Origin of the sequence: Nodularia chucula CCY0103 (assembly GCF_963923915.1) — a bacterium.
GTDB classification, from domain to species: domain Bacteria; phylum Cyanobacteriota; class Cyanobacteriia; order Cyanobacteriales; family Nostocaceae; genus Nodularia; species Nodularia chucula.
This window is the reverse complement of record NZ_CAWUOL010000002.1, coordinates 19,861-39,905: the sequence shown is the minus strand read 5'-3', so window position 1 is coordinate 39,905 and position 20,045 is coordinate 19,861. Positions and strand designations below refer to the sequence as shown.

General features: G+C 41.2%; 16 protein-coding genes and 2 pseudogenes. 10 read left to right on the top strand and 8 right to left on the bottom strand.

Annotation, left to right across the window (positions count from 1 at the left end; translation table 11 throughout):
* The first annotated feature begins 128 nt into the window (after positions 1–128).
* Entirely contained in the window at positions 129–1,088 is a 960-nt protein-coding gene (locus ACM0OP_RS01070) for a DUF3102 domain-containing protein (protein ID WP_414526537.1), read from the top strand.
* Here the strand turns inward: ACM0OP_RS01070 and ACM0OP_RS01065 are convergent.
* Both ACM0OP_RS01065 and ACM0OP_RS01060 read right to left on the bottom strand, forming a co-directional pair.
* Positions 1,085–2,143, bottom strand: a complete 1,059-nt coding sequence (locus tag ACM0OP_RS01065; RefSeq protein ID WP_414526625.1) for a sucrase ferredoxin — start codon at positions 2,141–2,143, stop codon at positions 1,085–1,087. The genes ACM0OP_RS01070 and ACM0OP_RS01065 overlap by 4 nt on opposite strands.
* On the bottom strand, positions 2,140–2,859 hold the full coding sequence (locus tag ACM0OP_RS01060) for a COG4280 domain-containing protein (protein WP_414526536.1): 720 nt from the start codon (positions 2,857–2,859) through the stop codon (positions 2,140–2,142). Before ACM0OP_RS01060 ends, ACM0OP_RS01065 begins: the two co-directional genes overlap by 4 nt.
* A 218-nt stretch (positions 2,860–3,077) precedes the next feature.
* Between ACM0OP_RS01060 and ACM0OP_RS01055 the strand changes: the two genes are divergently transcribed.
* The 3 genes and pseudogenes from ACM0OP_RS01055 to ACM0OP_RS01045 form a co-directional block, all read left to right on the top strand.
* Positions 3,078–3,920: a sterol desaturase family protein gene (locus ACM0OP_RS01055; RefSeq protein ID WP_414526535.1), complete on the top strand. Its 843-nt coding sequence runs from the start codon at positions 3,078–3,080 to the stop codon at positions 3,918–3,920.
* Positions 3,921–4,411: 491 nt separating this feature from the next.
* Positions 4,412–5,170 carry a thioesterase II family protein gene (locus tag ACM0OP_RS01050; protein WP_414526624.1) on the top strand — a complete coding sequence of 253 codons (759 nt, stop codon included), beginning with the start codon at positions 4,412–4,414 and terminating at the stop codon, positions 5,168–5,170.
* A 215-nt stretch (positions 5,171–5,385) separates the two neighbouring features.
* A pseudogene (locus ACM0OP_RS01045) lies at positions 5,386–5,505 on the top strand (IS5/IS1182 family transposase); the annotation flags it as partial.
* A 25-nt stretch (positions 5,506–5,530) separates the two neighbouring features.
* On the opposite strand, the gene dnaX reads toward ACM0OP_RS01045, so the two are convergent.
* Positions 5,531–8,797 carry a DNA polymerase III subunit gamma/tau gene (gene dnaX / locus ACM0OP_RS01040; protein ID WP_414526534.1) on the bottom strand — a complete coding sequence of 1,089 codons (3,267 nt, stop codon included), beginning with the start codon at positions 8,795–8,797 and terminating at the stop codon, positions 5,531–5,533.
* A gap of 171 nt (positions 8,798–8,968) precedes the next feature.
* Here dnaX and ACM0OP_RS01035 point away from each other — a divergent pair.
* Positions 8,969–9,652: pseudogene (locus ACM0OP_RS01035) on the top strand (hypothetical protein).
* Between the two features lie 181 nt (positions 9,653–9,833).
* On the top strand, positions 9,834–13,298 hold the full coding sequence (locus tag ACM0OP_RS01030; RefSeq protein ID WP_414526532.1) for a CHAT domain-containing protein: 3,465 nt from the start codon (positions 9,834–9,836) through the stop codon (positions 13,296–13,298).
* Here ACM0OP_RS01030 and ACM0OP_RS01025 read toward each other — a convergent pair whose 3' ends face one another.
* Positions 13,299–13,670, bottom strand: coding sequence for a hypothetical protein (locus ACM0OP_RS01025; protein ID WP_414526531.1), 372 nt, complete (start codon positions 13,668–13,670; stop codon positions 13,299–13,301).
* Between the two features lie 419 nt (positions 13,671–14,089).
* Between ACM0OP_RS01025 and ACM0OP_RS01020 the strand changes: the two genes are divergently transcribed.
* From ACM0OP_RS01020 to ACM0OP_RS01005, 4 genes are all read left to right on the top strand, one after another.
* Positions 14,090–14,563 (top strand): MEKHLA domain-containing protein, encoded by a 474-nt coding sequence (locus ACM0OP_RS01020; RefSeq protein ID WP_414526530.1) that lies wholly within the window; start codon positions 14,090–14,092, stop codon positions 14,561–14,563.
* Between the two features lie 166 nt (positions 14,564–14,729).
* Positions 14,730–15,203, top strand: a complete 474-nt coding sequence (locus ACM0OP_RS01015) for a molybdenum cofactor biosynthesis protein MoaE (RefSeq protein ID WP_414526529.1) — start codon at positions 14,730–14,732, stop codon at positions 15,201–15,203.
* A gap of 163 nt (positions 15,204–15,366) precedes the next feature.
* Positions 15,367–15,597, top strand: a complete 231-nt coding sequence (locus ACM0OP_RS01010; protein ID WP_414526528.1) for a type II toxin-antitoxin system VapB family antitoxin — start codon at positions 15,367–15,369, stop codon at positions 15,595–15,597.
* Between the two features lie 312 nt (positions 15,598–15,909).
* Complete coding sequence (locus ACM0OP_RS01005; RefSeq protein ID WP_414526527.1) at positions 15,910–16,236, top strand: hypothetical protein; 327 nt, start codon at positions 15,910–15,912, stop codon at positions 16,234–16,236.
* A 32-nt stretch (positions 16,237–16,268) separates the two neighbouring features.
* Here the strand turns inward: ACM0OP_RS01005 and ACM0OP_RS01000 are convergent, their stop codons facing one another.
* The 4 genes from ACM0OP_RS01000 to ACM0OP_RS00985 form a co-directional block, all read right to left on the bottom strand.
* Positions 16,269–16,589: a DUF2103 domain-containing protein gene (locus ACM0OP_RS01000; protein ID WP_414526526.1), complete on the bottom strand. Its 321-nt coding sequence runs from the start codon at positions 16,587–16,589 to the stop codon at positions 16,269–16,271.
* A gap of 5 nt (positions 16,590–16,594) precedes the next feature.
* Positions 16,595–16,921, bottom strand: coding sequence for an ATP-dependent Clp protease adapter ClpS (gene clpS / locus ACM0OP_RS00995; RefSeq protein WP_414526525.1), 327 nt, complete (start codon positions 16,919–16,921; stop codon positions 16,595–16,597).
* 299 nt (positions 16,922–17,220) lie between these two features.
* Positions 17,221–19,254, bottom strand: a complete 2,034-nt coding sequence (locus ACM0OP_RS00990) for an FAD-dependent oxidoreductase (RefSeq protein WP_414526524.1) — start codon at positions 19,252–19,254, stop codon at positions 17,221–17,223.
* Positions 19,255–19,568: 314 nt separating this feature from the next.
* Positions 19,569–19,889 (bottom strand): RNA recognition motif domain-containing protein, encoded by a 321-nt coding sequence (locus ACM0OP_RS00985; RefSeq protein ID WP_414526523.1) that lies wholly within the window; start codon positions 19,887–19,889, stop codon positions 19,569–19,571.
* Between the last annotated feature and the right edge of the window lie 156 nt (positions 19,890–20,045).

Sequence of the window (20,045 nt, the reverse complement as noted above, 5' to 3'; positions counted from 1 at the left end):
ATACATGAAAATTGTTGTAACATAGTGATTGTAGCTGCAACTGAGTAATATAAACTTGTGCTTTTTTATCCTGTCAGCGAGCTAAGGTAGGTGAAATGTTTATTTAATGGATTTACAAACTGATAATTATGATTAATTCAAAGCGTCAGAATCCGAAAGAGAATATTTTAGCTAGTTTTGATTATGGCATTCTCACTCCCGAACAGCGATCGCTTGTTGAACAACGCACCAGCGAAATTAGAGAACAGTTACGAAAAACTGCTCAAGATATTTGGGAGATTGGACAAAGTTTGGCGGAGGTGCGCGCTCAATTGAAGCATGGCCAGTTTGAAACTTGGCTAAAAGCCGAATTTGGTTGGAGTCGTCGCACGGCTTATAATTTTATTAACGTGTACGAAACTTTTGGGAATCGTGCAAATCTTGCACAAATTGATATTGCTACTTCAGCTCTTTATCTCTTAGCTGCGCCTTCCACACCTGAAAATTTGCGGGAGCAATATTTACAAGAAGCGAAAACAGGTAAGCGCATCACCCATAAAGAATTAGTCCACAATATTAAGCATCAACAAGAAAAAGTAGCTGAAAAACCAGAAGAATTACCACTGAATCCCACATCAGAAATTATCTCTATTATCCCTAATTGCCCAAAAACTACTAATCATAGTGATGTTATTGAGCAAAAAGTTCAAGAAATTACTGCGAACCCAAGTAGTAGTCAATGGTTACGCTTAGGTAAGCAGCATTTGATATTTCATGGAGATACGGCTTCACCAAAGTTTTTTGCCAATATTCCTCTTATTGCTTTGGCTGTGGCTGTGACTGCGGATGATTGGGATCATGAGTGGCTGATTGAGGAAGCTAGAACATTGATTGTGCTTCAACCTGCGGATTTCCAAACAAATACTTTAGAGCAACTAATTACGATGTTTTCTCAGCCAGGAGAGTTGGTAGTGTTTCCCTGGTTGCCACAAGAAGATATGATTGCGATCGCACATAATTTGCAGCGACTGGTAATAGCCGGTGATCCTTCTTTAGATTTGTGCCAAAAGGCGGTTATTGCGTCGGGTTTGAGTGTGGAAAAAATTTAATCTATTTTTCGCAGTTTTTCCACAGCATACTGATTAACCCTTGTCAAAGGGACATCATCGCCGGATTTGAGTTTTGTTGTCACTGTTCCGGTTTGTTTGACGAGGGCTGAGTATTCACCCCCATTGTAATTAATTCCAACTTTAGCCCATGTTGCTTGCTCATTCCAACGTGCAACTAAAAGCTTTAATTTGGGGAAGGGAAGGTTGTTAAAAATAGGTTTCAGGAGCATTTTTACGATTCCTCCTGGCTCCTGGGCTAATATGCGCCCACTTTTGGGATATTCCAACCAGTTCCACCCCTGCTGCATCCAAATTTCCCGTTCTGCTATTTGCTCAAATTTGCTTAAACCCGTCCACCCACGATAGAAAGGGCGCAATTGAGAAACATCACCTTGACGATAAATTAAACAATCTAAAATATCAAGTTCTAAATGTCCCCAAACTTGTCCGTTAGGAAAGTCAATTAATGTGGGAGCAAATTGATGTCCGCCAAAATGATTAGTTTCCCACACTCGCAGATTTTCTGTAGCTGTGGCATATTTTTTTTGTAGTTGTTGGTATAGGGGATAACCAAATCTTCCACAAGCTCGGTCATAGTTAGCATGGGTACAGATGAGAATTTCCCGAATGTTTGCTGTTGGTTGTTGGTAGGTTTGAAAGTGGATGAGTTGACGGGGTTGAAATAATATAGCTTCTGCAAGGGGCGCGATTTCAGCGAGGGGAAGTAAATATTCTTGCTTGGTGTATTGAGCAAATAACTTGGCTGGACGTTTGTAGTGGAAAATGCGGACAAGTTCTGGATGAGTGTGAATTTTATTCGGTGCGATCGCTAATAGTCTAGTTTTGAAGTATCGTAAAGGTTGAGATGCTAACTTTTCTACAACTTGCAGCAATGGTTGAAACTGCGGTTTTTCTTGCCAAAGGTCGGTTTTCCAAGGTTGGGGTACTTCCACCAGCAACCATTCATCTACTGTCCCGGCTGTACCAATGGGATCTTCGCGGTTAGCTTGAGAAACTACGGAGCAGTAGCGACAATCATCATTTAATTTTTTCATGTCACCAGTTGATTTTTGAGCCAATACACGGAAATTCCCGCCGTGAAACCATAAAATGCGATTAAAATTAAGATAAAAAATTCATCTAAGGGAAATTCTAGCCCTATACCTTCCCCTAACCAGAAGGTTCCCATTGCACTGAGCATGACTCCAGCACCTAGTTTGATTAACACTTCTGGCAGTTTTAACAAATACTGATGTAAGAAAATTACCACCACTAAGGATAATAATAAAGCAAAGCCTGTACCTGCGATCGCCTCATACCATGCACTGGTTGCTAAACCTAAAGTGATGACAATGACAACAATTTCCAAGGCTTCCAGAGCCACGCTTTTGGTCATAATCAAGAAATTGAGTTTGCTAAATCCTGGAGATTCTTGGTCTAATGTAATACCTTCTTTTTCTAATACATCGTCGTCAATCCAGCCTGCTCGTCTTCCGCTTGCTAGTCTGCGTACAGACTTCTTTGCCCATCCCCAGCCGAACCACAACAGCAATGATCCAATCAGGATTTGTAATGGTTGTAGTGGTAAAAATTGTAACCCATTTCCTAGTCCGATCGCCACAGATAAGACTAAGATTAAGCCGACGAGGGAACCCCAAATAGCCTCTCTCACATAGCCAGACCTACCAATAGCATAGGCGATCGCCACCACTTCTAAAAATTCAATCCCTGTACTGCCAAGTGCAGCCAAAAAAATACTCCAATTAATCATATATCTCACCGCATAAATTGAGATAGATTTGCAACTAACTTAGTATACTTGTGGTAAATTAGTAAAATCATTAGTCCCACAGAAAAAGTTTGTCAGTTGCTATATTAAGAAATAATAGCACTACTCTAACGTCAAGACATGACTTTAACAAAGAGTGTGGTTCTTTAAATGAACCGTATTCCGCCGTATTCCCCACACAAAAAATAGGGTTATTAATTATGGAATGGATTGATAATATCTCCATCTTCGTGAAATATGTGCTGCAAGGACTTCTAATGTATGGTGTATTTCTTCTCATCGAAAGATTGCGACCAGCCGAGCCAAACCAGCCATTTCGTCATATTCTTTTTAACTTAAAGTGGTACATTGTCTATACTTTATTGGCATTTTTAATGAATGCTATTGGTATTGCCACATTAGTAGAATTAACACGTAATTGGTTAGGTGGAGCCTATTTAACCTTACCAGAACCAAGAAATGGGATAGAAACATTTTTTGGAATCATACTTTACTTTTTGATTGTTGACTTTTTTTATTATTGGTTCCACCGATGTCAACATACCAATTCATTTTTATGGGAACAGCACAAATTTCATCATAGCGAAGTTTCCTTAAATGTCACCAGTTCTAGAAGAGTACATTGGTTAGAAGAGCCATTAGTTCTCTTGTTTATAATCCTGCCTATGACATTATTATTTAATATTCAACCCATACAAGCTGGTTTATTAGCATTCATAGAAATTTTGTGGTTACAGTTTATTCACATGAACTTACGCTTAGGATCAGGCAAATTATCCCCTATCATTGCTAGTCCACAACACCACAGAATCCATCACTCATATCAACCAGAACACATTGATAAAAATTATGCCGTATTTTTTCCCATTTGGGACATTATCTTTGGCTCTTATTATCATCCGCAAAAGGGAGAGTTTCCCCCAACCGGACTAACAACAGGAGAAACTCATAATCATCTTTGGGAAGCAGCCATTTTACCTTTTAGAGAATGGTTAAAATTAATCAAACCCAGAAAGCAGAAACCAGAAAAAAACCATCTTTAATATTAGAACTTACGCACACTCTACGAGTTCTTGGCGACTTGGCGGTATGCGCTTCGCGCACGCTACGCGAACGATAAATTAAGCTTTTCAGCAATTTTTGCGTAAGTCCTAAATATAATATATTTGTATCTACCTCACGCAAAAGCCCAAAAGTACAAAGAAAAATAATGGTAATTTTGGCATTTCATACTTTGATTCAGCAAAGATGTAAATCCAGTTCCTATCCTCACTTCCGGGGAGGGGCTAGGGGTGGGGTGTTATAACAAAAAAGAGAATTTACCGACTTGTGTGTATAGCATTTCCTAGTCTAAGAAGCTACACAATTATCTGCGTTTATCTGCGTTTATCTGCGTTCATCTGCGTTTAATTATTACTGCTTGTACCTCACTTGAATGGGAATTGCTATATACCCTAGCCCAATAAGGGGAGACATCAAACAATTCTTCTAGTACCTATTTGTAAATCAGCATAAAAAATTACCACCTTTGATGATGAACTTTATTAAAACCCAAAATCCTTGGCTAATATTTCCTCAACCAAACCCCCAAGCAAAATTACGGTTATTTTGCTTTCCCTATGCTGGAGGTGGAGCATCTATTTTTCGGGAATGGTACAAACAATTAAACCACAAAATAGAGATTTGTGCAGTGCAGTTACCAGGAAGAGAAAATCGGCTAATTGAAACACCTTTTAATCATCTACAACCTTTAATAAATGCACTCAGCCAAGCAATATTACCAAATTTAAATCAACCCTTTGCTTTCTTTGGTCATAGCATGGGTGGTTTAATATGTTTTGAGCTAGCACGTTATTTGCAACAAAAACATGATTTAACTCCATTACATTTATTCATATCTGGTGCAACTGCGCCTCATATTCCCGAAACAAAGCCACCCATTCATAATTTACCACAGCCAGATTTTATCCAAGAATTACGCCGTTATAATGGTACGCCAGCATCAGTCTTAGAAAATAGAGAATTAATGGAACTGATATCACCAACTTTAAGGGCAGATTTTGCGGTTTTAGAAACTTATATTTATACAGAATCAGCACCATTATCCTGTGGAATCACAGCATTGGGAGGTTTGGAAGATACGGAAGTTACCCCAGAAGAATTAGCAGCATGGAAACAACATACAACTGGTAATTTTTCTATGGAAATGCTACCAGGAAATCATTTCTTTTTACATTCTCATCGGGTGCAATTGTTAAAATTATTGTCAAGATATCTAGTATTTCCTGATTAGATATACGAGATAATAGTTGGTTAATAGATCTCTTGCAGAATTGATTTTGTTTTATGATGGTTAATTTTCTTAATCTTAATGGGATGAGATAACTAAATTGATGTCTGGGGTATTTGTAGCGATAGTTGTCATCGCGGAACGTCTGACAGAAAAAACATCACCAAAAAAAGATAAAATCACATTCTGTCATTATCAGAATCTGAGGTGATGAAAAAATGAACTATAAATACATCCAACAACTAAAACCAAGAGCATTTAAACGCCGCTTTGGGGTGAGAATAAAGACTTTTAAGAAAATAGTTAAAACTCTAAAAGAATTTCAAAGTATTAACAAAAAGAATCTTAAGCATAAATCCTAATTTAATCATCATCTATTTCTGGTTCATCCAAGCCATCAGATATAGCTATAGATTCAGGCGAATCAACTGCATCGTCTGTGAGGCGGATAACCTGACCATTGAAGAAATCCGCTAGACGCTTGGCTGCAACTACCACTTCATCAGTTTCCCATTCAGCCAGAGGCCTTTGTGTTTGTTGCGGGGGTAAGGTTTGTACTCTAGCTGTACTTGTCGTTGATTCGTTTTTGGCTGGTGTTGCTGCTGGTGTTGGCGTAGCTGGTGCAAAGGATTGAACTTGCTGATTATAGTTGGGTGCTGGTGGTTGCTGAACGGGAGGAGGATTTTGTGGTTGAGGATTTGTTCTTGTTGATTTAGAAGTAGAAGAATTTCCTTTTTCCAGATAAACCTGAATTTCGCGTTGAAAAATATGTTGGAAAGCAGCCTTAATAACTGGTAGATCAGATTTAAGCGTGTCTAACCAAGCGCCTTTGACAGCAATCCGAACCACGTTCCCGGTAAACTCTGAAATCTCGCACATTTGACCCAGTAAAGCTTGTCGAGAAGGCATCTGAATATTTATACACACCTGTTGCCAAACTTGAGTTAAGTCATACTCTGATTGTGTAGTAACTTCCTGTGGTGCTGGTTCACTATTTACAGGTGCTGGTGCTTGAGTTTGAGGTTCTGGTGTGGTTGGAGTTGGATGAACCGGATTTTGATTTGTCGGCTGAGGCGCAGATACTGGGTTAACCGTTTGATTTTGATTTGTCGGCTGAGGTGCAGATACTGGGTTAACCGTCTGATTATGATTTGTCGGCTGAGGTGGTGCAGCAGCAACTGGGGAATAATTTGGAGCTACAGTCGGCGCATTTACTCGCTGAGGTGTGCTTGCAGCTTGGGTTTGAACATTTGCACTCGGCAATAATCCTAGTAGTGTTACTTCCAACCATAAGCGGGGCTGAGTAGTATTTTTAATTTGCACTTCTGCTGTGCGTAGGTGTTGCTGTCCCCGCAAAATTGTACTCATGTCGAGTTTTTGGGACAATTCCAGCAACGCTGTCCAGGTTTGCTGAGTACAAGTAACTAAATCCTGGCGATTAGCTGCTGTTTGGGCTATGAGCAAATCTCTGTATAAAGCGGCGAGATTTTGCAGAATAATTAGCGGTTCTCTTCCACTATCGAGGATTTTCCGGCTACAATCTAAAACTCCTTCGGCTCGATTTTGTGCGATCGCATTCAATAAGGCAATTAAGTCTTGTTCACTCACCGAACCGACTAAATCCCAAACTTTGTCAGGTGTCACTTCACCCACAGTCAAAGCTAATTGATCTAGTAGACTTTCTGCATCTCGCAATCCTCCCTGAGCAATTTGCCCAATCAAGGTGACAGCATCAGCAGAAATATTAATACTTTCTTTAGAGGCGATCGCACTTAAATGATTAACCATCGCCTCCAACTGAATACGTCTAAAATCAAATCTTTGGCAGCGTGAAATAATCGTTGGTAAGACTCGCTGCGGGTCTGTTGTCGCTAAAACAAAAACTACGTGCTTCGGTGGTTCTTCTAATGTTTTTAGTAACGCGTTGAATGCCGCCGTACTGAGCATATGGCAATTATGCACCAAAAGCCCATTTGCCACAAAGTTGTGATTATCTGCCACTTCAATGTCATAGACTCGTTCAACTCCAGCGAGGTGAACAGATTCGACCGTCTCCAAACTTGTAATCCATTGAGGGGATTGAATATTGTTTGAGGTCTGCCAACCATTGTCTACTAGTTCTTGCCCCCATCCAGATGTAGTAGTATTTCTGTCCTGTACTACTTCTGGTGTAAAACTTACTTGCGGCTGGGTATCCCATTGAGGTAAGCCAAGTAGCAATGAGTTGATTTTCTGTGACAGAAAATCCTTCAGTATGCAATTGAATCTGTGGACTGCCTTGTGGAGTAAGGCTGAGTGATCCATCATCGCAAAACCACCAAGCCAGTCCCTCTGGGGTAATTCGATTAAGCCAGTCCATAGAGACAAGTTTTTGATCCCCATTTGGTTTGACAACTTCAAAGACATCTTTGAGTTGGGGATGACAAACGGTGTTGCAGGTAACTGAGGTGTTTCCGTACCCTTTGTTAATGACAATTCGCAGTTGTGGACGTAATTCTTGAAGGCGCTTGGCTTTGTATTCCAACCATTCTTGCTGCTTTTGTGCGTGTGTCCAGCACAATCTGGGGAATCGGCTGTATTTATTAGGGTAAGAGATGGAGCCGTCTCCCAGTAAGGTTCCATAGATAAGTCCAAGGGCATCGGGTTGTAAAACCGCAGCATTGGCAAGAAACTTTTCTGTTCTGAGTTCCCAATTTCCGTGTCCTTTTTTGTATGGATGTCTTTTCCAGTGAGACTGGATGCTGCCAATTCCCCTACCTTTTTTTTGTAAAAATGTGGGGATATTAAGCTTTTCGCCACACCCGCAAGCACAGAAAGGTCTAAATAATTCAGCTTGTTGAAGAATAGATTCCAGGTTATAAGATTTTTGCCCGGATGTATTGCCTTTAAACTGGTGTCCGCTAACGAATCGCCGGATGCGTCCATCGACACCAAATTTATAAATGAGGGTACCGCACCCACATTCACAGGAGATAGTATCTTCGCTCCTTCTTTTACGTCTTTTGCTGCTATCCATCCCTGATCTGTTCTGATTAGATGATTACCCGTACATCTAATTTCTCGGTTATTCGTCTTGATAACCAGGGTTTGACGTTCTCCTTGATCTAACCACCTGACAACTTGCTTGAATTGCCACTCGCCTGATGAGTCGTTGTAACTCATCACCTTCTTACCCTTGATACTAGGATTATCAATTCTGACGAGTCCTTGATCAGTTAAAACCAGAGAATCTCCAGTCAGACATTCATCTACCACATAAACCTTGTAGCGACACTGTACCGGGGCAAACTGCGCCTTTTCGATCAACTCACGGATATTATCAACACCAGTATTACTAGCAGCATCAATTTCTATCACATCGAGAGAATAACCCTTAGTAATGCCTTGACAAACATCACACACTCCACAGGGTTCAGCAGTGGGTTGGTCACTGTTGAGACAATTTAAAGATTTAGCGAGAATCCGGGCGCTAGAAGTCTTTCCCGTGCCTCTGGGGCCTGTAAACAAATAGGCTGGGGCAATTTTAGCTGTGCGGATCGCGTTGGTGAGGGTAGTAGCGATCGCCTCTTGTCCCACCAGTTCAGCAAAACTCTTGGGGCGATATTTATGGTGGAGGGGTTCGTAAGACATGGATGGAAGACTTCAGTGCCTTTCAACTTTGGTTAGTAGCACTCGGTCGAGTGTGGGATGGGACTATTCTAAACTTTTTGTACATCAGTCATGTATCTGTCATAACCTAGAAAAAACACAAGCTTTCCAGTCTACAAATTTTAGTAAACAATACTCAAGGGTGCAACCAAAATGTTTAGGCGGCTCATTCAATGGTTAAAAGGTCTTTTTCGTAACTTGTTTGGCGGATAACCCACTCGCGCCAAAGTTAGGGATCATAGTGCGGAAAAACCAGCACCACCTTTAACCGATACTGATTTAGAATTTCTCTTCAATCAACTGGTAGAAGGAGTGTATCAGGCTAGAGGACAGGATTGGGCGCAAAAGTGGCTACATAATATTGAAGATCGTGTCTCTACTGAACGTTGGGTAGAATGGTTACGGCGCTTTGGCGAAAGATTATTAGCCTCACCTACACCTAATAATGAATTAGCAGCTCGTTTAGTGAAACTGGGGGAAGTTGGTATTGGTGAAGTGGGAAATGTGTCCTTAGATATTGGAATGCAGTTGTTGAGACGCAATCAAGGGGAACCAATATGGGAATATGACGGACCAGATGCAGTCAACACAACTTCACCCCTCCCAGAAAACCATCCAGTCCCAGAACAAGTCAGTCAGGATGAAAATTTGCCCGCAGAGGGAACAACCCAAACTGTCACTCTGGATCAGCTGTTTGTCATGTTGCAGCAAGATCAGAATTTACGTCAGCAAATTTCCCAACAACTGGGAATTGAAACTGATGATCCAGAAAAGATTATTCAGGAACTGATCAATCAATATCATTCGCCCAGTGCATCCAATACAGACCAGACTTAAGTGTTGAATGGCTTTTGTTTATGAGTCTCTGAGTATTGTGTGGCGGGATTTATGGGGTGATTCCCTTTTATTTCCCACATTGATCATGGCGACTTTATTCATCACGTCTCTGAATTACTGATTTTTTTTTGACACAACGATCGCTACAATCAAGGAGAGACCCAACCCACAATTATGGCAGATGCTCACGCAGCTATTCCAGAGGCTTAACAAGTTTTTAAACCATCCCGTTGATCATCATCAGAGTCTTTCTTTTGAGGCTTCTAGGGAGTTAGAGGTAGAACAACCACTCCCTCAGTTAACTAATGCGGATCTGGAGGTTTTATTTAACGAGTTGTTGACTGGGGTACAGCAAGGAAGAGGACAACAATGGGCGATCGAATATCTCCAACGCATGGAGGATCGGATTAGTGTTGATCGCTGGATCGATTGGCTGCTGATATTTGGGGAAAAATTGCTGTTATCACCATCCCCTAATCATCAGTTAGCCCAAAAGATGATGCAATTGGGGGAATTGGGCATTGGGACAGTGGGTGAACTCTCTTATGATATTGGTATCCGGTTATTGACTGGGAAATTGGGTGTTCCCTATCAAGAAGAATCTAGAAAGTCGGAAATTGTCAATGATCCTTTAGATTCTCCAGGACAGGACTTAGTTACAGACTTAGGTGAATGGTTAGGGAATGAACCACCAGCACCTGAAGTTGATCCTGTTGCGGAAAATCCAGCAGAAGTAATTTGGGAATATGCAGTTCCAGCAACTGCAACTACTGCGCCAATTGTAGCTACACCCCCGGAAAAGCCAGTTGCAGAAGTAGAAAAAAATCAGATGATTCCATTAGCATCGCCAACAGTAATTACATCTTCTCCGGGTAATTGGTATCAGTCCTTGGTGAATTTACAACCTAATGTGGCGGAAACCTTGGATGAGTTGTTGGTGAGGTTGGATCAAAGTACCAGTTTAGTCCAACAGCTAGCTGCTAATCTGTCTCCTACTATGGTTAATCACCAGGATGCGGGGGAAGATTGGTTTTATCATGGTCTTCAGTTAGCGAAAACAGGTGATTTACAGGGAGCGATCGCCGCTTATGATCAAGCTATAGAAATTAATCCTGATGTGGCGGAATATTGGTTTAATCGGGGTTTAACTTTATTTCATTTACAAGATTTTACAGGGGCGATCGCCGCTTACGACCAAGCCATCACACTCAAACCCCATCACTACAAAGCATGGTGTCATCGGGGGAGAATTTACGGCGAGTTAGGAGAATTTACCGATGCGATCGCCTGTTTTGACCAAGCCATAGCAATTAAACCGCAACATCCAGAAGGTTTATCCAGCAAAGCTTTAGCCCTATTAAAATTAGGACAAATTCCCGAAGCGATCGCCAATTATGACCAAGCCTTACATCTAGAACCAGAAAATGCAGACAACTGGTATTACCGAGGTATCGCCTTAGCTGTAGTTGAACAATTTACCGATGCGATCGCCTCTTACGACCAAGCCATAGAAATTCAACCCGATTTCCATGAAGTTTGGATTGACCGGGGTGTAGTGTTATTTACTTTAGGTCATTGGTCTGACGCGATCGCCTCCTGGGATCAAGCACTAGCCCAGCAACCAGACCTCTACCTAGCTTGGTATAACCGGGGTATCGCCTTAGAAAACTTAGGAGAACGAGAACAGGCGATCGCCTCCTATCAAAAAGCCATAGAAATCAAACCCGACTTTCACCTAGCTTGGTACAACCAAGCCTTAGCCCTATCTTACCTAGACAGATTTGACCAAGCCATCTTCGCCTACGACAACGCCTTAGAAATCAAACCCGACTATTGGGAAGCCTGGATGGGACGAGGAACAGCCATAGGTCATCTACCCACCCCAAACAGCAATTCAGCCCTACAGCAAACCGGCTATACAGGACAACTAGCAACCTATGCAGAAGCATTAAAACATCTTTACCCAGACACCCACCCAGAAGGTTGGGGAAGACTACACATCGCCACAGGGAATACACACTACGAACAGGGCAAAAAATCCCCCCAAACCCGTTACTATTGGCATCAAGCCATAGCAGAATATCAGCAAGCCCTATCAACCCTAACCATAGAAGACTTTAGCGAATTGCACTTAGAAGTTTTGCAATCTCTCACCAAAACATACCTGGGTTTAGGTGACACAGCACAAGCACAACAACTACAACAACAAGCCGCAGACTTATTAGCCCAACTCCTCACCCAATCACCCCGTACTGATACCAATAAAAAACAACTAGCCCTGAAATTTGCTGGAATTGGTCAATTAGAAGTTGATTTAGCAGTCGAGTCCGGCGACCTAGTAGAAGCCTGGGAAATGGCAGAACAAGGCAAAAACTCCTGCATCACCTGGCTATTATCTGATTGGCAAGAACAGATTTACTCACACTACTACAGTTCAGTTCAAAAACTCCTCAATCCCCACACAGCAATAATTTACTGGCATATTAGCCCAGTCTCCTTACATACATTCATCATCAAAGACCAAGCCCCATCACCCATCTTACTCTTTACACCCATCCAAGATATCGGCATAATAGACTCTGAAGAATTACCTTTACCAGAAGGTGTCAGACGGTTAATTGAATTTGAAAATTGGCTAGAAGATTGGCATCAAAAATACCAAACATATCTGCATCAAAACCCTGATAAACACAGCAAAACTCAGCATATTTGGCGAGTCCAAATGGCAGAAAAACTCGCGCAACTCCAAGAGATTCTGCAAATTGCCACCATTACCCAAGAATTGGAAGACATCAGCCAACTGATATTAATTCCCCACCGAGACTTACATCAACTACCTCTTCATAGCCTGTTTTCCCTAAATCCGCCCTCCCATCACTTAAACATTAGCTACTTACCTAGTGTACAGAAAGGCTTATCTCTCACACCTCAAACTATATCCCCATTAAGTCAGCAAAACTTCCTGAGTATTGAAAACAACTCCTCAATCACACTCGCTAAATTTGCCTCGGAAATTATCAGCGAAATGTTTAATAATTCCCGCATTATCCCAGGAGATCATGCTACAAAAAATCAAGTCCTAACCGCCTTACCAGAATATCATATCTTGCATTTTATCGGGCGTGTGCATCACAATCTCAGTGATCCCAAAAAATCAGCATTACTATTACTAAATCAAGAGAAACTTACCTTAGAAGAAATCTACCTAACTAACTTAAATAATTACAAATTAGTAAATCTCTCCGCCCATGAAAATAACAACAATAAAAAATATCCCATTACCAGCGAATATGTAGATTTAGCCAATAGTCTTGTATCCAAAGGAGTCCCCCACGTCGTAACTACCCTCTGGGAAGTAGAATCACCTGCTAACACTTTAGTCATGATTGAATTTTACAGAAGACTACAGCTAAATAAATCACCAGTTATCGCCTTAGCTGAGGCTACATCATGGCTGCAAGAACTGACTGCATTTGAACTCACAAAGTGGTATGAAGACTTATTAAATAATTTAGATGTTGAAGATTTAACACTTAAGGCTTATTTAGCTACATATTTATATAGAACTAGCAAAATGCCGCCCGACACAATAGTTTACAGTCATCCTTATTATTGGGCAGCATACACTATTAAAGGCATTGTTTAATTAATGTTCTTCACTCAGAGGCGCAGAGGTGCAGAGAATTAAAGTTTGAGGCTGACTTTGACTTTGAATGTAGCGGTTGTGCCAAAGAATAGCGACAAAGTTAGTCAGCAAACAACTGATTGCCAGAGAAAGTAATATATATGTAGGCAACATCACCACCCCAATCATAAACCAAGTAAAGACATGGAAGATCATGATTACAGCAAAAATGCTGGCCAATCCCGCAGCTTTCCATACTTGATGCATTGGGCGATGCAATACTGTCAGGATAACAGTTACCAATGAAGTAATGATGTTGGCTGGCACAAGAAACGCACAAATGCTTATGCAATTGGAGCGGGAAAATTCAGCTAAGGCATTGAAATCAAGCATCAATTTTTAGGGATGTAATGTCAACATCTAAAGAATATTTAATAAACATATTTTTAGATATTTGAATATACTTTAGCATACAGTTAAAGTAAGCACTCCACTTATGTAACATAATTTAAACTCTAGGCAGAAATTCTCATAATTTTGAGCATAATTATCATAAAAGTTTAAATTATCCAGAAGGAAGATATTATTGGTGATTTTTGCTATCCCTCCATAGTATGAAAAAGCCATATTTTCCATTAATAACAGTAAAATTTAAATTAGTATCAAAACTTTGAAATTATATTACAAAAACTTAAAGGAGATTACACCTGTTTTTATAATCAGCCTGAGAGAATCCTGTATATAATCCAATATGCGCGATCGCCAGTAAGCTATCCTCAGAACTAGTGTATAAGTTTGTAATTACCTTAACCATGAATAGCATCATTGAATTTCCTTGGCAGCAAGAGACTATAATCATTCACAGTCAACACATTCTTCACAGTTTTCAGCATTGGCTAGGATATTCTTTGTTGGATGTGAGTGGTTCATCCGCAGAAATAGCCCAACGGTTATTTGAAGCGCCGTTTATTTTAGCGAGTCACGGTACACAAGCAAATCCGATTTTTAATTACGGAAACCGCAAAGCTTTAGAACAATGGGAAATGTCTTGGGAGCAATTTACCAGCATACCTTCACGAAAAACAGCTGAAGCAGTAGTACAGGAAGAACGAGATCGGTTATTAGCAGAAGCTGCAAATAAAGGCTTTAGCTATTTTTCTGGTGTGCGAATCACCAGCACAGGTAAACGCTTTCAAATCGACGACGGTATTCTCTGGAATCTTTTCGATGATCAACATCAGTATTGTGGTCAAGCTGCTGTATACTCTAAATGTAAATTTATCTAATAATAGACGTCCCAAAAACTTCTAAGATTAAACAACTTTTTATATATCCTCAGTATAGCAATTCTCATGCAAGTGATTTCAAAGCAGTAATAATTGAACGCAGATAAACGCAGATAATTTTGTACTTTATTAAATTAGGAAATGCTCTATCTCTAGAAAATCAATTATGTCCAATACACTAGCCTCTGCAATTAAACCAAAAACTCAAGATAGTTTTGCCATCACCTTTGCGCCATTGTCCCTAGAAGAAATCTACGCTAAAGCTAACGACGCAGCTAACGGGGCGGTGGTGGTAATGAGTGGGATGGTTCGCAATCAAACCGATGGACAACCTGTAGTTGCTTTAGAATATCAAGCTTATGAACCAATGGCGTTAAGAGTTTTTTACCAAATAGCTGCTGATATTCGTTCCTCCTGGACTGATGTAAATCGGGTAGTAATTTATCATCGCGTCGGGCGTTTGCAAGTAGGAGAAATCAGCGTATTAGTAGCAGTTGGTTGTCCCCATCGTAGTGAAGCCTTTGACGCTTGTGCTTATGCTATTGATACTCTCAAACATAATGCACCCATTTGGAAAAAAGAACACTGGCTTGATGGTTCTAGTACCTGGGTAAGTATTGCTGCTTGTGAACATCAATAATATCTAGTAGGCGAGAGGGGTTCAGAGAGGGTATCTATTTCATAGCCAGAAACTACATCCATGCGTAAAATAAAAACACGATTGATTTCTACAAGTATGCAATCAGCTTAAAAAAATTATTCAGATTGCATAAATTAGATTTTACATAACGGAGGGCAAAGCGATGACTATTATCTCAATAGATGATGAACTAATTAATGAAATTATCGCAGTCAGTCACTATAAAAATCCACAGGAAGCGGTCATTAAAATATTATCTAATTACTTGCAGCAACAAAAAAAAGAACTACCTTTATTTGAGCGACTACGTTTTATAGATGAAGAATCTACCGAAGATGATATCGCCTCATTGTTTGAACGTGATAGAGACACAGGCAGGAATGTGGAACTATGACTTATCTAATTGACACCAGTTAAAATTATGAATCCTTACAGTCTTGTGTAAATCTCATATTAAATTGGAGATCAATCCATTTCCTTTTTTTTATACAGCTTCATATTAACTGTGTATAAGTTTTATAAGCTAGCTTTACAAAACTATTTAATTTAAAGTAAAAATTATCAAAATTAGTCAGATTAATCTAACTCAAACTTTCGTTGCATTACTTAAAGCAAATTGCAGGCATCTATTGCAGTTTGTAAATATATTTTGGGGATTGTGAGATTATTCCTTTAGACTGAATCTCAACGGGAAAGTATTGGATCTATGCAAATGAATTCAATCAATTTGATGTGCCACGAATTTGTAGTTGCTGTATCTTTTGTTGCTTGTATTGCTGGTCTGCTATTACTTTGGGATGGCAAACAGCCAAAAGATAATCTAGAAGAAACAGAGAAAATTCTCTTTAGAATGAGTTTTTCTTACTGGCTAGTGTACTGTTTCGCCTTTGGGCTAGAAAAGTTGATTTTACCTGAGTGGGAAACTGTACTCATGTCTGTAAAAATCACTATTGCTTTGTCGTATTTTTTAACTTTTTCTTGCGTTCTCAGTCTGCCATTACATAAATTTTCTATCCGCCGTGTGCAAGAATAGTCAACAATCGATGCATGATGGAAGATAGACTATTAAACTGATTTAATTTTCATGGCGATCGCAATCGAATCTTTAAATTTATCCTGGTCTAAAGTGGTCAGGATAAAAACCTCTTGTACGGTCTTACCATGACGAGCAATAACTTTGTAACCACCACGAATAGGTACAGATACCCGCAGCTGCATTTTGGGACAATGACCCTTCGACCGGCCAATTACCCCAGGCGTGACAGTTTGAATCCCATCCTGCTGACAGAGACGTTCTAAAATTGGGATCAGACCAGAAATATGAGTTGAGTGATTCCAGACTAATCTGCCATCTTTGCCAGACCCGTCTTTAGCAGGTTTACCCATGATAATTAAGCCGCTTCTAAAGGAGCCATTGTTAAACCAGCTCGACGTAGTTGTTGATGATACAGTTCCGCCATTTCTTGGGGACCCACCCAAACAATAGCTTGACCTTCATAGTGTATCTGATTTGTCAAATCCCAAGCCAAATCACCGGTCATTCCCGGAATATACTTCATCAAACACTCAGACACGTGTTGAAAAGTATTAAAATCATCGTTTAAAACAATCACCTTGTAATTGGGATAAATCTTGCGGGTAACTTGAGTAGTCTTTCCGGGAGCTACAGTTGGGGCTGTACTTGCTCCATATACAGCTGCTGAAAGTCTTGTAACCATAAAACAGAAAGCCAACAGAATTTTACAAAACTACACTACAAATAACTAGTTTAGTATATTGTCTGGGGATCGGGTATTGGGGACTGGGGACTAGGAACTGGGGATTGGGGACTGGGGACTAGGAACTGGGGATTGGGGACTGGGAATTAGGGACTAGAAACTAGGAACTGGGTATTGAGGACTAAAAATCTTTCTCCCCACCCTCCCCACACCTCCCACACCTCCCACACCCCTCTTCTCCCCCCTGCACCCTGCACCCTGCACCCTGCACCCCTGTCTCTTTTCCCTACTCCCTAAAACTAACGCCAGTTTTCCCAGTCTTCATTAAAAATGGAAGTATCAGGAAAAGCTGTAGGATTGCCATTTTGCTCTAAAAGACGCTTGAGGGCTTCTAATTGTGGTGCTGGTTTCGGTAAATTCTCTACCAGTTGGTAAGGTGCTACTTGATTTTTCAAAGCAAAAGCCGCAGTAGTTCCCGCCGCAGCACCAGCCGACCATTCAAATGAGTGTACCCGATAAGCAGCCGCCGCAATGTGACTGGTGGCGATGCTTTTACCCCCTACAATCAAATTATCGATGTTCTGGGGAATCATGGCTCTGAGGGCAATTTGGAAGGGATATGCTTGACCAGCACCTCGCCTCTCTCCGGGAAGTTCTCTGTTACCAGGGGCTTCTGGGGGGCTGTTCTCCATGCAAGGATGGAAGTCTATGGCATAGTGACCAATACCTACAGAATCGGGGAAAATAGTCGAACGTGTTCGCCGCATGACTTGTTCAGGTGGTTTTTTACCTGTAATTACAGATACGGCTTCTAAACCAGCCAGTGTTGCTTGTAACCTGCGGTACATAGCAGCAGGAAGTGTATTTCGGTAATACTCATCGTTGTAGTCGCGGCGAGAAATATCAGTTTCCCAAATGGTAAAACCTCCAGGTTGACCCCAACTGGGACGGCCAATAATGCGTCTTCCTTCCCGCATATAGGGATATTTAGATAAGCCGTGGGCTGTTCCCATAGGGGAATCTAAGCCCGATATAAAGCGATTATTTGGGTGTTGCTGTTTGAAACCTTCACCTAGTTGGGAATCTGTAGTCCCCGCTACTAGCCAATAATAGTAAGCTAGGGCATTTTCTTCACCTTTGCGGAGGGTTTCTGTCCGCAGTCCCCCCATCCATCCTCCTGATTGCAACTGTCCGGTAGCTTGTAACTGTTGGCGAGTATAAACTAGGTTATCTTGCGCGGTTCCTGGACGATAGTCGTTACCCCAAGTCCAGTTTTGCATGGAAATATCCCCTGGTGTGGGTGTGGAAAATCTCACCCCACGGAAAGTTGCTGGTTCTCCCTGTTGGGGACTCCAAATGCGGCGATAGGTAAAAACTAAGTCAAAGTTTGCCAGTCGCTCTAATTCGTAGCTGAAATATGGGGCGTACTGTGAATAAAATGGTGGCTGTTCTTGGGGTTGGGGTTCCTTGGTGGCCTCCATTGCAAAGGTGTAAGTAAAGCCTTGGGTACAATAAGGATTATTTTGGGTGCTGGAAGAAGAAGGTTCTAGGTGGGAACGAGGATCAATACCCAGGCGGTAGGGAACATCAACTAGGGCGATAATTTCCCCGGTTTCGCTAGCGTCTACAACATACCATTTAGGAGCATTACCGGCGGTGTTTTGGGGTAATAAGCGAATAATATTTTTAGTAAACTGAGATGAGTTTTCGTAGCGATAAGCATCTTCAATTGTCTGAGCTAGAGTGAGGGTGTTAAGTGGTGGTGCGTCTGGGGCTGGCTGATATTGAATTGCAACTGCACTACTAATTAATTGTCCACCGCCTTCAACAGTGGAAGGTGTAACTTCTAAATCCTTGATCACCGTATTGGGAAACCATTCTAACTTGCCTCTACCCCTCTTTTCTGCATCTTTCAGCATCTGAGTCATGACGGTATGAGCATCACGAGGTAGAAAACAAGAGTCACTTACCCAGCATTCCCCAGGGTTAAGCTGACCATACTTGCGTTCAATGCGATTTCGCAATTCTAAGTAGCCGCGAGAATAAAATTGCCGACTGCGCTGGGTGGGGCGTTCGTCTAATGCAGATGTCCCTTGAGCAGAAATTTGACCCCCCAACCAATCGGTGATTTCTGTGAGGCAAACTCTGCGCCCTGCTAGTAACCCCTCATAAGCTGTAGCTACGCCGGAAAGTCCACCGCCTACAACTAAAATTTCACAGTTGACGGTTTTGTCTGGGTTTCTGGGTGGTGCAGCGACAATGGCAGAATTAGAAATTAAGCTGAAACTGATTAGTGATGTCAAACAGTAAGCTACTTTGTGTCTACGCTTCATAGTTAGAGAAACCTTGAACTCCTATGTTGATTTGTAGACGGTAGCATTTGACAAATGTTGTTCACAAGATGAGCGCTAAGACTTTAGCCAATCACCCTTACACAAAAAAGCCAGACTTAATATCTGACTTTCTGGGGTGGTTAGGGAATCACAACTAAAAAAAATGTCCAATCTTTAGGGGGAAATTCTGCATGGGTAAACGGGAAGTCGTTAATACACAGGCAATATAATAAGACTCAATGCAGTCAGTCCACCTAGAAATCTTGGTTAATTAGTTTTTGTTCTTCCCTAAGTTAAATTTTCGTGTTTAAAGTTTAGTAGCGGTTACGTCCACCACCACCGCCACCACCATATCCGCCGCCTCTGTTGCCACCACCAAAGGAACCTCTGTCTTCTTTGGGTTTAGCCTTATTAACTTTGAGTCCACGACCCATCCATTCAGCACCGTCTAGAGCTTCGATGGCGGCTGCTTCTTCAGCTTCTGTATCCATTTCTACAAAAGCAAAGCCGCGCATCCGGCCTGTTTCACGGTCAGTAGGTACTTGAACCCGCTTAACAGTGCCATATTCAGCGAATACTCCACTAAGGTCTGCTTCTGTAACCTCGTAAGAAAGGTTGCCTACGTAAATCGACATCGGATAGTCTCCAAAATTATGACTGAGTATAGATTTAAATTGCGGAGAATTAAATTTGTCAAGACCAAAAGGGAAAACCTGTCAATACTAAAAACAAATACTGTCACCGAATAAATCCTAATATTCTTAAGATTACACACAAGCTAACTATCTGTA

Excerpts from the sequence above, each read along its gene's own strand:
- ACM0OP_RS01070 (WP_414526537.1), top strand. The coding sequence starts at position 129 with ATGATTAATTCAAAGCGTCAGAATCCGAAAGAGAATATTTTAGCTAGT.
- ACM0OP_RS01065 (WP_414526625.1), bottom strand. The coding sequence starts at position 2,143 with ATGAAAAAATTAAATGATGATTGTCGCTACTGCTCCGTAGTTTCTCAA.
- ACM0OP_RS01060 (WP_414526536.1), bottom strand. The coding sequence starts at position 2,859 with ATGATTAATTGGAGTATTTTTTTGGCTGCACTTGGCAGTACAGGGATT.
- ACM0OP_RS01055 (WP_414526535.1), top strand. The coding sequence starts at position 3,078 with ATGGAATGGATTGATAATATCTCCATCTTCGTGAAATATGTGCTGCAA.
- ACM0OP_RS01050 (WP_414526624.1), top strand. The coding sequence starts at position 4,412 with ATGAACTTTATTAAAACCCAAAATCCTTGGCTAATATTTCCTCAACCA.
- dnaX (WP_414526534.1), bottom strand. The coding sequence starts at position 8,797 with ATGTCTTACGAACCCCTCCACCATAAATATCGCCCCAAGAGTTTTGCT.
- ACM0OP_RS01030 (WP_414526532.1), top strand. The coding sequence starts at position 9,834 with ATGCTCACGCAGCTATTCCAGAGGCTTAACAAGTTTTTAAACCATCCC.
- ACM0OP_RS01025 (WP_414526531.1), bottom strand. The coding sequence starts at position 13,670 with ATGCTTGATTTCAATGCCTTAGCTGAATTTTCCCGCTCCAATTGCATA.
- ACM0OP_RS01020 (WP_414526530.1), top strand. The coding sequence starts at position 14,090 with ATGAATAGCATCATTGAATTTCCTTGGCAGCAAGAGACTATAATCATT.
- ACM0OP_RS01015 (WP_414526529.1), top strand. The coding sequence starts at position 14,730 with ATGTCCAATACACTAGCCTCTGCAATTAAACCAAAAACTCAAGATAGT.
- ACM0OP_RS01010 (WP_414526528.1), top strand. The coding sequence starts at position 15,367 with ATGACTATTATCTCAATAGATGATGAACTAATTAATGAAATTATCGCA.
- ACM0OP_RS01005 (WP_414526527.1), top strand. The coding sequence starts at position 15,910 with ATGCAAATGAATTCAATCAATTTGATGTGCCACGAATTTGTAGTTGCT.
- ACM0OP_RS01000 (WP_414526526.1), bottom strand. The coding sequence starts at position 16,589 with ATGGGTAAACCTGCTAAAGACGGGTCTGGCAAAGATGGCAGATTAGTC.
- clpS (WP_414526525.1), bottom strand. The coding sequence starts at position 16,921 with ATGGTTACAAGACTTTCAGCAGCTGTATATGGAGCAAGTACAGCCCCA.
- ACM0OP_RS00990 (WP_414526524.1), bottom strand. The coding sequence starts at position 19,254 with ATGAAGCGTAGACACAAAGTAGCTTACTGTTTGACATCACTAATCAGT.
- ACM0OP_RS00985 (WP_414526523.1), bottom strand. The coding sequence starts at position 19,889 with ATGTCGATTTACGTAGGCAACCTTTCTTACGAGGTTACAGAAGCAGAC.